13 protein-coding genes and 1 riboswitch are annotated in these 13153 nt (G+C 74.1%); of the genes, 10 read left to right on the forward strand and 3 right to left on the reverse strand.

What is annotated here, in order from left to right; genetic code table 11:
- Nucleotides 1–10 precede the first annotated feature (10 nt).
- Together ACSMX9_RS01220 and ACSMX9_RS01225 are read right to left on the reverse strand one after the other, a co-directional pair.
- The gene (locus ACSMX9_RS01220; protein ID WP_445399205.1) at nucleotides 11–1381 is read right to left on the reverse strand and encodes a rhodanese-like domain-containing protein; all 1371 of its coding nucleotides are present in this window, start codon (nucleotides 1379–1381) and stop codon (nucleotides 11–13) included.
- 264 nt (nucleotides 1382–1645) lie between these two features.
- Nucleotides 1646–2659 (reverse strand): ferric reductase-like transmembrane domain-containing protein, encoded by a 1014-nt coding sequence (locus ACSMX9_RS01225; protein ID WP_445399207.1) that lies wholly within the window; start codon nucleotides 2657–2659, stop codon nucleotides 1646–1648.
- A 205-nt stretch (nucleotides 2660–2864) separates the two neighbouring features.
- On the opposite strand from ACSMX9_RS01225, the gene ACSMX9_RS01230 reads away from it, so the two are divergent.
- From ACSMX9_RS01230 to ACSMX9_RS01260, 7 genes are all read left to right on the forward strand, one after another.
- Nucleotides 2865–3530: a hypothetical protein gene (locus tag ACSMX9_RS01230; protein ID WP_445399209.1), complete on the forward strand. Its 666-nt coding sequence runs from the start codon at nucleotides 2865–2867 to the stop codon at nucleotides 3528–3530.
- 83 nt (nucleotides 3531–3613) lie between these two features.
- Entirely contained in the window at nucleotides 3614–4252 is a 639-nt protein-coding gene (locus tag ACSMX9_RS01235; protein WP_445399211.1) for a sigma-70 family RNA polymerase sigma factor, read from the forward strand.
- A gap of 115 nt (nucleotides 4253–4367) precedes the next feature.
- Nucleotides 4368–4544, forward strand: a riboswitch (cobalamin riboswitch).
- Between the two features lie 44 nt (nucleotides 4545–4588).
- On the forward strand, nucleotides 4589–4975 hold the full coding sequence (locus tag ACSMX9_RS01240; protein WP_445399213.1) for a (2Fe-2S) ferredoxin domain-containing protein: 387 nt from the start codon (nucleotides 4589–4591) through the stop codon (nucleotides 4973–4975).
- Between the two features lie 64 nt (nucleotides 4976–5039).
- Entirely contained in the window at nucleotides 5040–6023 is a 984-nt protein-coding gene (locus tag ACSMX9_RS01245; RefSeq protein WP_445399215.1) for an ABC transporter substrate-binding protein, read from the forward strand.
- Between the two features lie 29 nt (nucleotides 6024–6052).
- Complete coding sequence (locus ACSMX9_RS01250) at nucleotides 6053–7120, forward strand: FecCD family ABC transporter permease (protein WP_445399217.1); 1068 nt, start codon at nucleotides 6053–6055, stop codon at nucleotides 7118–7120.
- Nucleotides 7117–7944, forward strand: a complete 828-nt coding sequence (locus tag ACSMX9_RS01255) for an ABC transporter ATP-binding protein (protein WP_445399219.1) — start codon at nucleotides 7117–7119, stop codon at nucleotides 7942–7944. Before ACSMX9_RS01250 ends, ACSMX9_RS01255 begins: the two co-directional genes overlap by 4 nt.
- Nucleotides 7941–8645, forward strand: a complete 705-nt coding sequence (locus tag ACSMX9_RS01260; protein ID WP_445399221.1) for a (2Fe-2S)-binding protein — start codon at nucleotides 7941–7943, stop codon at nucleotides 8643–8645. The genes ACSMX9_RS01255 and ACSMX9_RS01260 overlap by 4 nt, the downstream gene beginning before the upstream one ends.
- Before the next feature lie 5 nt (nucleotides 8646–8650).
- Here ACSMX9_RS01260 and ACSMX9_RS01265 read toward each other — a convergent pair whose 3' ends face one another.
- Complete coding sequence (locus tag ACSMX9_RS01265; RefSeq protein ID WP_445399223.1) at nucleotides 8651–10447, reverse strand: ABC transporter ATP-binding protein; 1797 nt, start codon at nucleotides 10445–10447, stop codon at nucleotides 8651–8653.
- Nucleotides 10448–10549: 102 nt separating this feature from the next.
- Between ACSMX9_RS01265 and ACSMX9_RS01270 the strand changes: the two genes are divergently transcribed.
- The 3 genes from ACSMX9_RS01270 (at nucleotide 10550) to ACSMX9_RS01280 (ending at nucleotide 13151) form a co-directional block, all read left to right on the forward strand.
- Nucleotides 10550–11116 (forward strand): TetR/AcrR family transcriptional regulator, encoded by a 567-nt coding sequence (locus ACSMX9_RS01270; RefSeq protein ID WP_445399225.1) that lies wholly within the window; start codon nucleotides 10550–10552, stop codon nucleotides 11114–11116.
- A 113-nt stretch (nucleotides 11117–11229) separates the two neighbouring features.
- Entirely contained in the window at nucleotides 11230–11835 is a 606-nt protein-coding gene (locus ACSMX9_RS01275; protein WP_445399227.1) for an ArsR/SmtB family transcription factor, read from the forward strand.
- A complete protein-coding gene (locus tag ACSMX9_RS01280; RefSeq protein WP_445399229.1) occupies nucleotides 11832–13151 on the forward strand; it encodes an MFS transporter in 1320 nt (439 codons plus the stop codon). The genes ACSMX9_RS01275 and ACSMX9_RS01280 overlap by 4 nt, the downstream gene beginning before the upstream one ends.
- The last annotated feature ends 2 nt before the right edge of the window (nucleotides 13152–13153 follow it).

The raw sequence follows: 13153 nt of genomic DNA on the forward strand, positions 1-13153 counted from the left end.
GCCGGGTCCGTCAGGTGAGTCCGGCCCGGACCGCGGCGTCGAAGCCGTCGTCGACGGCCACCACGGTGCGGCCGGCCGCGTCCAGCAGCGAGGCCGCGATGGCGGCGCGCATGCCGCCCGCGCAGTGCACCCACACCACGCCCGGAGGTATCTCGGCCAGTCGGCCCCGCAACTGGTGCAGGGGGACGTGGACCGCTCCGGTGACGGCGCCCGCGGCGTGCTCGGAGTCCCGGCGGACGTCCAGGACGACCACCGGTTCCGCCGGCGCCGCGGGGTCGGTGGCGGCGCGCAACGCGGCCAGCTCGGCGAAGGTGGCGCGGGGGAAGGTCGCGAGGTCCTCCCCCTGGCGCACCCAGCTGAGGGGGTCGCCGCTGGCCGCGGCGGCGGGCCGGTCGATGCCCACCCGGGCGAGCTCGCGCTGGGCGGCACCGATCTGTTCGGGCGTCTCGGCGAGCAGGGTGACCGGCTTGCCCCAGGGGATCAGCCAGGCGAGGTAGGTGGCGAGCTTGCCGTCGCCCTCGAAGTTCAGCGCCCCGGTGACGTGCCCGCGGGCGAAGGCGACCCGGCTGCGCAGGTCGACCACCCATTCCCCGGCGGCGAGCCGGGCGGCGATCTCGTCCGCGTCGGCGGTGCGCGGCGGGGTGAGGTCGATCGGTGCGGGCCCCGCGGCGTTGGCGGGTCCCATGTGGGCGTAGTACGCGGGGACGTCCTCCAGGTCGGCCAGCAGGGCGGCGACGAAGGTGGCGGCGTCCTGGGTCAGGGCGGCGTTGCCCCGGCGTTCGGCGCCGATGGTGGAGGCGTTGCCGCCGCCCGCGCCCGAGGAGCAGAAGCTGCCGAACCCGTGGGTGGGCAGGACCGGGACGTCGTCGGCGAGGGCGTCGGCCAGTCGGTGCGCGGAGGCGTGCTGGGCACGGGCCAGTTCCTCGGTGAGCCGGGGCTCGACCAGGTCGGGGCGGCCGACTCCGCCGATGAGCAGGGAGCCGCCGGTGAAGGCGGCGACGTCACGGCCGTCCTCGGTCAGCACGTACGAGGTGTGGTGCGGGGTGTGTCCCGGGGTGGCCAGCGCCCGCAGGGTCAGCCCGGTGTCGATCTGCACCGTGTCGCCGTCGTGGACGGGGGTGCGGGCGAAGGAGACCGAGGCGGCGGCGGGCACCAGGTAGCGGGCGCCGCTGACCCGGGCCAGTTCCAGGCCGCCGGTCACGTAGTCGTTGTGCAGGTGGGTCTCCACGACGTGGGTGATCCGCACGTTGCGGCGGGCCGCCACGGCGAGGACCCGGTCGATGTCGCGCGGCGGGTCGACGGCCACCGCGGCGCGCGGGCCGCCGGCCAGGTAGCTGCGGTTGCCCAGGCCCTCGAAGTCCAGGGTGTCGACGAAGAACACGGCTGCACACTCCTCTGCTGTACCCCCCGGGGTATCCATCCCCCTCACCATAACAAATACCCAGGGGGGTATTGAGAGGGGTGAGCGGGCCCGGCCCCGCACCGCTCGGGAACCTGCCGAACGACTCCCTCCGGACATGCGAAAACCGCTGGTGAGCGCGGTGCAGGAGAGATCCGCGGCCTCGGCGGGGCCGGGCCCGACCGAAGGGGATCACCCTCCGTCGTCCGCGTTCACCAGCGGTCGGTCGACCGTCGTGAGGACGATTCAGTCGTGGTCGGTGTGGCTGGAGGTGGTGTCGGCGGGCGGCCGGACGCGTCCCCCGTCCCGCCCGGTGGCCAGCACGGCCACCAGGGCGACGAGCACCGCGACGACGGTCAGCCGTCCGGTGAACCGCGCCGCCCAGGCCAGTCGCGTCGGCGCCCCCGCACCGGGCCGGCCGAGCCGCTGGGAGCGACGCGCGGGACGCAGCAGTCGCGCCAGGAACAGTGCGGCGACGGGGAGTTGGAGCAGCCAGACGGCGGTGCGGAACCAGCCGTCGTACCAGACGTTCGTTCCGTAGAGCAGGGTGTGCCAGACGCTGAGGACGTAGACCACGAGGACGAAGCGGTGCAGGACCCGCCAGGTCTTGGGTCCGATGCGGTGGCGGACGTAGAAGAGCAGGCCGAGCGGGACGGCGAGGTAGAGGGCCGCCTGCCCGATGGGGATGGCGATCCTGCCGGTGCCCGAGTCGTAGCCGCCGGGGACGAAGGTCTCGACGAAGGCGGTGGCGGTGGCGGCGTACCAGGCGTCGGAGTCGTACCGGATCAGCTCCGCGGCGAACAGCAGGGCGTGCGCCGCGATCAGGGCGATGGTGTTGAGGCTGGTGGTGCGGTGGAGGCGCTCCAGCCGGGCGACGGACCACGGCAGCCGTGCGGGGCGGGGCCCGGACAGCAGCAGCCCGAGGATCACCGTGCCCCAGGCCCAGAGCAGCGCGGACCAGCCGAACGCCTGGCTGAGGAAGTAGAGCCAGAAGGCTCCGGCGTCGGCCATGAACGGCATCACGGTGAGGGTGGAGGAGGTCCCGGCCTTGATGCGGACGTAGATCAGGACGAACACGGCGGCGGTGACCAGCAGGGCCACCGATCCGTCGAGGAAACCGGCCCGCAGGTCGGAACGGAGCGTGACGCGGGGGGCCGATCGGGGCGATCGGGGCGGGACGACTCCGGGAGGGGGGCCGGGCACGTCGGTCGCGGGCGTGGACTCGACGCCGGGGGCGGCGCGGTCGTGGGGGAGGTTCACGGCAGGAGCTCCGCATCTGTCACGTGCGAGGGGGGAACGTGCGGGCGAGCGCACGGCGGTCGCCCAGTGGTCGGACGCGCGGTACGGAAAGTTCCCCACCCGCTCCGGTGACATGGGTCACAGCGCCCGGGTGTCCGGAAACGGACCCGATCGCGCCAACTGTTCCGTCAACTCCCTTGCCCCGGCAGGGCATCCCACTGGCACCATGACCACCATGGGAGCCGGAACCCCACTCCGCTTCGTCCACACGGCGATCCTCGTCGCCGTGTGCGTCACGGTGTCCGGATTCGGTCACGACCTCGCGTCGGGGGTCTCGCCCGCCCCGGGCGGGTACCTGCTCGCCGTGCCCCCCGTGGCCCTGGTCGGCTGGTGGTTGAGCCGCCGGCCGCGCTCCGCGGGCACGGTGATCGTGGTGAGCTCGGCCGTCCAGCTCGCCCTGCACGCCCTGTTCGGACTGGCCCACGACCCCCCGGACCCGACGCCCGGGCACGGGCCGCACGCGGGACACGTCATGCCGCCGGGCACCAACCGGATGCCGGCCGAGGAGGGCACCGCTGCCCTGCAGGCACTGGGGGGCCTGCTCGACGCCCTCGCACCGACCTCCGCCATGACCGGCGCCCACGCACTGGCGGGCGCGGTGTGCGGCTGGTGGCTGTGGCGCGGCGAGCGCTCCCTCGCCCAACTGGGGCAGGCCCTGGACCTGTTCCTCAGCGGGCTGCTGCGGTTCGCGGTGGCGGTCCTGGGCGGCGCCCGCCCGCTCCCGGCACCTCCGTCGGGCACCACGGAGCGCGCCACCCGCGACCGGCTCCCGTCCCCGCTGGACCTGCTGCGCGCGGTGCCGCGCCGCGGCCCGCCGCCCTTCGCGCGCTGACGCTTCCGTCAGCTTTCGTCTTTCCGACTTTTCGCTTTTCTCACCTTTGCCGGAAATATTCCGGATGCGAAGGATGATTTGTCATGCCCTATTCACAGGAGAACGGCTCGGGGCGCACCGCGCGCCGCGGCACCGCGGCCGACCGCTACGCCCACCGGGACGCGGAGATCACCACCTGGGCCCTGGCCGCCGGGCTCGGCGACCAACGCGCCGCCGAACTCTTCGTGCACGCCACCTACGACGACGTGCGGCGGTTCGTCGCCCACCTCACCACGGACGTGCCCGGGGCCGAGGACCTGGCACAGGAGACCTTCCTGCGCGCGCTCACCAGCCTCGGCGGGTTCGCCGGCCGGTCCTGCGCCCGCACCTGGCTGCTCTCGATCGCCCGCCGGGTCGTGGTGGACCGGCTGCGCCGGGCCTCCGCCCGACCCCGGATCGCCGACACCGCCGACTGGCTGGCCGCGGCGGAGCGCGCCCAACCCCGTCAACTGCCCGGTTTCGAGGAGTCGGTGGCCTTCATGGACGCCCTCGAAGCGCTGGAGCCCGGACGGCGGCAGGCGTTCGTCCTGACCCGGCTGCTGGGCTGGTCGTACGCGGACGCCGCCGAGGCCCTCGGCTGCCCGATCGGAACCATCCGTTCCAGGGTGGCCCGGGCCCGCCGGGACCTGGCCGACAGTTGGTCGGAGCGGCCCGCCGCAGAGGCGGCGCTCGTCGCGGCCTGACCCCGCTCGTCGGTGCGGACGGTGGCCCCGTCCGCACCGACGGAACCGACTCCCCGTCGGACGCCCGTGTGACCTGCACGGCAACCGCGCCCTGGGCATACGCACCACGGCCCGGGTCTGTCATGATGGCGCGGAAAGGCGACGGCGGAACGAGGAAACCGGTGCGAATCCGGTGCGGTCCCGCCACTGTGATCGGCGAGCGGACCCCGAACGGCCCACTGCCCCTGTGCGGGTGGGAAGGGCGGGGCGAGCGGTGACCCGAGAGCCAGGAGACTCACGCGGTCGCCTCCTCGACAGAACTGGGGCGGATCTCCCCAGAGGGGAGGATGAGTCGGGATGCCCGAAGGGCAACGGGCCGACGATCCGGTGCCGTGCCGGGTCGTGGTGTGCCGGGACTGCTGCTGCGGCAGCGCCAAGGTGCCCGCGGACCACGCCGCGCAACTCGCGCGGTTCCAGGCGCGGACACCGGTGACGGTCTCCGCCTGTCTGGACGTGTGCGACCAGGCCAACGTGGTCGTGGTCCGCCCGTCCGCCGCCGGCCGCGCGGCCGGCGGACGTCCCGTCTGGCTGGGTCTGGTCAACGACCCCGCGGCCACCGAGGACGTCATCGCCTGGGTGCTGGCCGGCGGGCCCGGGATCGTTCCGCTGCCGGAGATCCTCGACCTGTACGTCTTCGCTCCGCCGCGTCGGGTGAACACCACGCCGTCCGTCGACGTGCGCTGAACCAACGAACCGACCGCGGGCACGGCGCACCCTGCCGTGGCGCGGTGAGAGGACCGACTCCACCATGGCCAAACGCTCCCTGTCCCTGCTGGCCGCCGCCGTCTTCCTGATATCCGGCTGCGCCAGCGGCGGCGGTGACGACGGGAAGGACCGCGCGGCGGGCGACGCCCCCGAGGGCTTCCCCGTCACCCTCACCAACTGCGGGGTGAAGACGACCTACGAGCGTCCGCCGGAGCGCGCGGTCACCCTGAACCAGCACGTCACCGAGATCCTGCTGGCGCTCGGGCTGGAGAAGTCCATGGTCGGCACCGCCTACCTGGACGACGAGATCCTGCCCGAGTACGCCGAGGCGTACCGCGGCATCGAGGTCATCTCGGACGAGTACCCCTCCTTCGAGAACATCCTCGCCGCCGAACCCGACTTCGCCTACGCCGGCTTCTCCAGCGCCTTCGACGAGAAGGAGGGGCGCGGGCGCGAGGCGCTGGCCAAGGCCGGCGTCAACTCCTACGTGAACGTGGAGGAGTGTCCGCCCGGGCCGATGAGCATGGAACTGATCGAGACCGAACTGCGCACCCTCGGCAAGGTGTTCGGGGTACCGGACCGTGCCGACCGGGAGATCGAGAAGGTCCGCACGGCCCTCAAGGACGTCGAGGAGAAGCTGGGCGACACCGAACCGGTCGAGGTCTTCGTCTACGACAGCGGCGACAAGACCGCCTTCACCGCCGGCGGCGCGGGCATCGGCAACGAGATGATCGAACAGGCCGGCGGGCAGAACGTCTTCGCCGACCTGGACAAGCAGTTCGGTGACGTCTCGTTCGAGCAGGTAGCCGAGCGGGCCCCGGAAGCGATCGTCATCTACGACTACGGGGACACGAGCGTCGCCCAGAAGAAGAAGTTCCTGCTGGCCAACCCCGCACTGAAGGACGTCCCGGCCATCAGGAACGAGCGGTTCGCGGTCCTGCCGCTCTCCTCCACGGTCCTCGGCGTCCGGGTGCCGGCGGGCGTGGACGGACTCGCCCGGCAGCTGCACCCGGCCCGCTTCCGGTGACGGGCGCCCCCCGCGCGGACGCCGACCCGGTGAACCGGGGGGCCGGGCGCGCCCCGGCCCCCGCCCGGGCGCGCCGCGCCCGACCGCCCTTTCCGGTGGTGCTCCTGCTGTTGGCCGGCGCGGTGGTGGTGACCGCCACCGCGGGCATCGCCATCGGCTCGGTGTCGGTGCCCGCGGGCCAGGTCTGGGGCATCCTGGCGCACCAGGTGCACCCGGGCCTCGCCGAGGCCACCTGGTCCCCGGTGCGGGAGACCATCGTCATGGACGTGCGGTTGCCGCGGGTGCTGCTCTGCGCGGTGGTCGGCGCCGGCCTCGCGGTGGCCGGCATGGCCCTCCAGGCCCTGGTCCGCAATCCGCTCGCCGACCCGATGCTGTTGGGCGTCTCCTCGGGCGCCTCGGTCGGCGCGGTGCTGGTGCTGGTGCTGAACATCACCGTGTTCGGGCTGGTGACCTTGCCCGTGGCGGCCTTCGTCGGGGCGCTCGCCGCGCTGGTCGCGGTGTACTTCCTGGCCCGCTCCGGCGGGCGGATGACCACCCTGCGCCTGGTCCTGGCCGGGGTCGCCATGGCGGAGGTGCTGTCGGCGCTGGCCAGCTTCCTGATCGTCACCTCGAACGACCCGCACAAGACCCAGTCCGCCCTGCGCTGGATGCTCGGCGGACTCGCCGGCACCACCTGGTCGATGCTGTGGATACCCGCCGCGGTGGTGCTCGCCGGCACGGCGGTGCTGCTCGGGGTGAGTCGTCCGCTGAACCTGTTGCTCAGCGGGGAGGAGGCGGCGACGGCACTGGGGCTGGACGTGCACCGCTTCCGGGCGGCGATGTTCACCGTGGTGGCGCTGATGATCGGCACCATGGTGGCGGTGAGCGGTCAGATCGGCTTCGTCGGCCTGATCATGCCGCACGTGGTGCGGCTGCTGGTGGGCGCCGACCACCGCCGGGCGCTGCCGGCCGCCGCGCTGTTGGGCGCCGCGTTCCTGATCGCCGCGGACCTCGCGGCGCGGACCCTGATGAGTCCCGAGGAGGTCCCGGTGGGGATCCTCACCGCCCTGGTGGGCGGGCCGTTCTTCCTGTGGCTGATGAGACGGAGGACAACGTGACGCGGACGCCCGAGGGCACGACGGCGCCGGGAGCCCTGGACATCGAGGACGTGACGGTCACCGTGGGCGGCCGGGACCTGGTCCACGGAGTGTCCCTCCGGGTGGCTCCGGGCGAGGTGCTCGGGCTCGCCGGCCCCAACGGCGCCGGGAAGTCGACGCTGCTGCGCACCGTCTACCGGACCCAGCGCCCCACCACCGGACGGGTGTTGCTGGACGGCGAGGACGTCTGGCGGCTGCCCGGCAAGCAGGTGGCGCGGCGGCTGGCCGCGGTGCTCCAGGAGAGCGCCGGTGACTTCGACCTGACCGTGTACGACGTGGTGGCGATGGGCCGCACCCCCCACAAGCGGGCGTTCGCGGGCGACGACGCCCACGACCGGGCCGTGATCACCGACGCCCTGACCCGGCTCGACGTGGTCGAACTCGCCGACGCCCCGTTCCAGCGCCTGTCCGGCGGCGAGAAGCAACGCGTGCTGATCGCCCGGGCGTTGGCCCAGCAGTGCGGGACCATGGTGTGGGACGAGCCGACCAACCACCTCGATCTGCGCCACCAGTTGGACGTGCTGACCCTGGTCCGGCGGTTCGGCGCCACCGCGGTCGTCGCCCTGCACGACCTCAACCTGGCCGCCGCCTTCTGCGACCGGCTGTGCGTCCTGGCCGCGGGGCGGGTGGTCGCGCTCGGCCCCCCGGCCGAGGTCCTCACCCCCGAGTTGCTCTCCTCGGTGTACCGGGTGGACGCCGAGGTGGGCGCCCATCCGCGTACCGGCACGCCCTACGTCACCCTGCTCACCGGGGACGACGTGTCGGCGAAGCTCCCCCGTCGATGACCGGGGGGCGACCGGGTGCCCCCGCCCCCGAGGCGGAGGTGGCCGCCGCGCTGCACGACGTGGCGGGGATCAACGGGTTCTTCGCGGTCCGGGTCGGTGGGCCCGACACGGGCTGGCAGCCGATCGACCGGGCGTACGCCGGGGGCCTGTCCCACTTGGTGGCGGCGGTGGCGGCCCGACACCGCAGCGAGGAGCTGCGGGTCGCCGTGTCGATCGCCCACCTCGGGCACGCCGCCCGGCTGTGGTCGCCGGTCCTGGCCTGCGCGGTGCTGCACGGCATCGTGCCCGAACTGTCCGCCCTCCAGCACTCCGACCGCGATGCGACGCTCCGGCTCCCCCGGGCCGCGGGACGGTACGCGGCCCCGCTCCCCCGGCTCGCCGACCAGCTCCACGACGCGGTGGTGACGGGGCGGTTGGAGGTGCTGCGGGCCGGGCTCCCGGCGAAGGTGGCCCCCCGGCTGCTGGACGGCAACTCCGCCTCGGCGCTGGTCGAGGCGGGCCGGGCGGTCCTGGTGGCCCGCCCGGAGGCGCGCGGGCGGCTGGTGCCGTTGGTGGAGCGGTTGCTGAGCACCGGGCGGCTGGCCGGAACGGGCACGATCACCGGGGACGACCTCTCCTTCCGGCGCCGCAGTTGCTGTCTGTACTACCGGGCGCCGGCCGGCGCCATGTGCGGGGACTGCGGGCTGGCCGACCGTCCCTGACCCCGTCAGCGCACCGCCTCGGGCGGGGCGCCCGGGGCGTTCATGTGCAGGGCCTCGACCAGGTCGCGGTAGAGCCGGTCGGTGCGCAGGAGTTCCCGGTGGGTGCCGGCGGCCCGGACCGCGCCGTCCTCCATGACGACGATCCGGTCGGCGCCCACCACCGTGGAGAGGCGGTGGGCGATGGAGACGACGGCCGCCCGGTCGGCCTGGGCCCGGACCCGCTCGGTGACGGCGGCCTCCGTGAGGGCGTCGATCTGGGCGGTGGCCTCGTCCAGCAGCAGGACGTCCGGCGCGCCCAGCAGGGCCCGGGCGAGGGCGATGCGCTGGCGCTGACCGCCGGAGAGGGTGCCGGGCATCAGCACCGTGTCCAGCCCCTCGGGCAGGGCGCGGACGTGCTCGCCGAGCCGGACGTCGTCCAGCGCCCGGTACAGCTCCGCCTCGGTCGCCTCGGGGTGGGCGAGCAGCATGTTGTCGCGGACCGAGCCGGGGACGAGCGGGGTGTCCTGCTCGACGTAGGCGAAGTGCCGACGGACGCGGTCCGGCGGGAGGTCGGCATAGTCGGTGCCGAGCAGGTGCAGGGTGCCCGTCTCGGGGTGGACGAACCGCAGCAGCAGGGAGAAGAGGGTGGTCTTGCCCGCCCCGGACGGGCCGACGATCGCCGTGTGGCCCCGGGCCGGGAGGTCCAGGTCCAGTGCGCGTATCGCCGGCTCGGCGCCGGGGACGTAGCGGACGAAGACGTTCCGCACCTCGATCAGGGGGGCGGTGTCCGGGCGGGCGCGGGGCGCGGGCACGACGGTGGCGACGGCGCGCGCGGCGGCTTCGAGGGGGAGGTCCTCCACCTCGCGGATGCGGGCCGCGGCGGCGATGCCCGACTGCACCGCGGTGACGTGGGTGGAGAGTTCGGTGACCGGGCCCATCAGACCGAAGGTGTAGAGGAGGAAGGCGATCAGGCTGGAGACCTCCAGGGCTCCGGTGGAGACCCGCCAGGCGCCGAGGCCGAGGATGCCGATGACGGCGAGTTGGATGCCTCCGTAGGCGACGGACCAGGCCACCGCCTCGCGCCGGACGGCGTTGACCCCGTGGTCGGCGGCGGTCCGGGCGTCTCCGAGGATGTGCTCGGCGATGCGCTCCTCGGCACGGGCCGCCTTGACGGTCCGCAGGGCGCGCAGGGCGCCTTCGAGGGCGCCGCCCATGCGACCGAGGGCGGCCTGGGCCTTCTCCTGCTCGGTGGCGATGCGCGGCATCAGCAGCAGGAAGACCACGGCGATCGCGAGGACGGAGGCCACGGTGACGCCGAGCAGCACCAGGTCGAGGACGCCCATCAGCACCAGGGTGCCGACCAGGAGCACCGCGCCGTTGATCAGGCCGACGACGCTGGAGGAGGCGGCCTCGCGGAGCAGGACGGTGTCGGAGGTGACCCGGGTGGCGAGTTCTCCGGTGGGCCGGGCGGCGAGCGGGAGCAGGGCGGCCCGGAAGTAGCGGCGGACGACGGTCTCGCGCGCGTCCAGCACGATCCGTTCGGCGACGGTGCCCAGCAGGACGCCCTGCCACAGGCCGACGGCCGCGCCCACCACGAGCAGGACGAGCAGGGCGGTGATCGGCCAGACGAGCCGGACGTCCCCGGTGAGCGAGTCCAGCACCAGCTTGGTGGTCAGGGGGGTGGCCAGTTCCATCGCGGAGCCGAGCAGGGCGAGCGCCAGCCCGACGCCGAGCCGGCCGCGGTGCGGGCGGGCGAAGCCCCACAGGACGCGCAGCCGGGCGAACCGGGAGCCCGGCGGACCGGGTGGGGGGCCTTCGGACACCGTGGTGGCACCCTCTCCAGAAAATCGGTCATTCATGACCCGAATAAGAGCATGCATCAATCAGAAAGAGCAATCGAATACCCGCACCACTACACTGACGAGGTGCTGAAGCAGATGCCGCCGGAGGAGTCCCGCACCCGGTCACGGACCCGCCGGGCGATCCTCGACGCCGCCGTTCGGGTCCTCAGCGAGGACCGTTCCGCACCGATGGGCCGGGTGGCCGACGCCGCCGGGGTGGCACGGAGCACCCTCCAGCGCTACTTCGCCGACCGCACCGCCCTGCTGGAGGCGCTGTCCGCGTACGCGTCCGACCGGATCGACGAGGCCACCCACCGGGCCCGGACCGAAGAAGGACCGCCGCTGGAGGCCCTGGGGCGCCTGGTCCAGGAGTTGTTCGACCTCGGGGACGTCGTGATGCTGGTCAGCGCCGACTGGGAGGACGAGCAGGGGGAGCCGGATTCGGCGACCGACCGCGCCCTGCACGACCTACTGGGCCGTGCACGGGCCGCCGGGGACCTGGACTCCCGCCTCACCGACGCCTGGATCGAACAGCTCCTGTGGGCCACCCTCTACACCGCGTGGACGCACGTCCGCGACCACGACGCCCCCAAGCACGACTCGTTGGCCGCCTGCCTCCTCTCGCTGACCAAGATGGTCCGCGCGGCGTAGCCCCCGGCACCGCTCCCCCGCGCGACCGACGGGGCGAGCCCCTTCCCCATTTTGCCAAAAAAATTCTGCAAAAATAATTTGGCAAAGGCCCGAGAGCGCCCTACGCTCGCCGCATGACCCCCGACGAGCACCGCCGCGTCCTCGACCCCGCCACCGATGCCGCCGCGCTCAAGGCCCTCACCCACCCGCTGCGCGTCCGGCTGCTCGGCCTGCTACGGCAACACGGGCCGGCCACCGCCAGCGAACTCGCCGCCCGCACCGGGGAAACCTCCGCCTCCACCAGCTACCACCTGCGGGTCCTCGCCCGGTACGCCTTCGTCACCGAGGCCGAACACCGGGACGGGCGGGAGCGCCGCTGGCGCTCGGTGCACGCCCTCACCAGTTGGAACAACGCCGCGATGTCCGCCTCCCCGGCCGGACGGGCAGCGGTCGGCGCCCTGCGCCGCCGACAGGTGGAACACCTGGGCACCGCACTGGCGCAGCACGAGGAGGACGTGGGCGCCGGACGCCTGGGCGAGGAGTGGTACGAGCCCTCCGGCATCAGCGACCTCCTGCACCGGCTCACCCCGGAGTCGGTGACCGAACTCCAACAGGTCTACGAGCAGCGGCTCGCGGAGCTCGCTGCGCGGGACGCCACAGACCCCCGCGCCCGACAGGTCGTCCTGGTCACCGCGGCACTCCCGCTCGCCCCGGAACCCGTGAGCGGTGACGGGGCGTGAGCACCCCACCGGACGCCGGCGCACCGGGGGTCGACCCCCGTACCGCCCGCCGCCGATACGCCACGGCCTGTGCGCTCTTCTGGCTGCCGGTCGGCCTGACCATCGCCCCGCTCCTGCTGCTGTTCACCGAACGCGGTGCGACGCTGCCGACCGTCGCCGCCCTGTTCGCCGTGCACTCCCTCACCACCGTGGCGCTCGAACTGCCCACCGGAGGGCTGTCCGACGTCATCGGGCGCCGCGGGGTGCTCACCGCGGCGGGCGTCCTCAACGCCGCCGCCTTCACCCTCCTGGCCCTGGGCACCCGCACCTGGTTGCTCGCCGCCGGCATGGCGCTGATGGGGGCCGGGCGGGCGCTCTCCAGCGGCCCCGCCGAAGCCTGGTACGTGGACGCGGTGCAGGCACGGCAGGGGCCGGGCGCCGAACTGCGCACCGGACTGGCCCGCGGCAGTGCCGCCGGCTCCGCGGCACTCGCCGTGGGGACCCTGCTCGGCGGATTGCTGCCCTGGCTGCTGGCCGGCCCCGCCGCGGCCTTCTCCCCGGTGCTCCCGCTGTCCGCGCCGCCGCTGCTGGGAGCCCTCGCCGCCCTGCTGTACGCGGGGTACGCGCTGCTGGCGCTCCGCGAGGCGCCACGGGCGGCGGTGTCGCCTTCCGCGGTGCTGCGGGGCGTGCCCGCGACCGTGGTCGACGGCCTGCGGCTGGGGGTCTCCAGCAGCCTCGTCCGACGGGTGCTGCTGACCTCGGCGGCCATCGGGGGCGCCCTGGCGGCGGTGGAGTTGCTCACCCCGGGCCGGGTGGCGGTGCTGACCGGAACCGTCGAATCGGGCGCGGCGCTGTTCGCCGGACTCGCCTGTGCGGGATACGCGTGTTCCGCCCTGGGCAACCGGCTCGCACCGCGCGTCGCCCGACTGGCCGGGGGGAGCGCCCGGGCGGTGCGCGCCGCCCTGGCGCTCGGCGGCGGCGGGCTGTTCCTGCTGGGGGCGACCGCCGGGGCCTCGGGTCCGCCGGGGTGGGCGCTGGGCGCCGTGGGCTACGGACTGCTGTACCTGGGGCTGGGGGCGGCCGGCCCCAACCAGAACGACCTGCTGCACCGGGTGGTGCCCTCCTCGCGGCGGGCGACGGCCCTCTCCGTGCAGTCGTTGGCCCTGCAACTGGCGGGCGCGCTCGTCGGACTCGTGGTGGCTCCGCTGGCCTGGGCGCCGTTGCCCTGGTGGGTCGCCGCGGCACCCCTGCTGGTGGTCGCCCTGCTGTGGCGGGCCGGTGCAGCCACCCGAACGGGTTACGACATTCGGCCGCGGGTACGTACCCCTTCCCCCTGACG

The sequence above is a fragment of the Streptomyces sp. LE64 genome (genome assembly GCF_052606915.1).

Coding starts and splice junctions, on each gene's coding strand:
- ACSMX9_RS01230 (WP_445399209.1), top strand. CDS start 2,865: ATGACCACCATGGGAGCCGGAACCCCACTCCGCTTCGTCCACACGGCG.
- ACSMX9_RS01235 (WP_445399211.1), top strand. CDS start 3,614: ATGCCCTATTCACAGGAGAACGGCTCGGGGCGCACCGCGCGCCGCGGC.
- ACSMX9_RS01240 (WP_445399213.1), top strand. CDS start 4,589: ATGCCCGAAGGGCAACGGGCCGACGATCCGGTGCCGTGCCGGGTCGTG.
- ACSMX9_RS01245 (WP_445399215.1), top strand. CDS start 5,040: ATGGCCAAACGCTCCCTGTCCCTGCTGGCCGCCGCCGTCTTCCTGATA.
- ACSMX9_RS01260 (WP_445399221.1), top strand. CDS start 7,941: ATGACCGGGGGGCGACCGGGTGCCCCCGCCCCCGAGGCGGAGGTGGCC.
- ACSMX9_RS01275 (WP_445399227.1), top strand. CDS start 11,230: ATGACCCCCGACGAGCACCGCCGCGTCCTCGACCCCGCCACCGATGCC.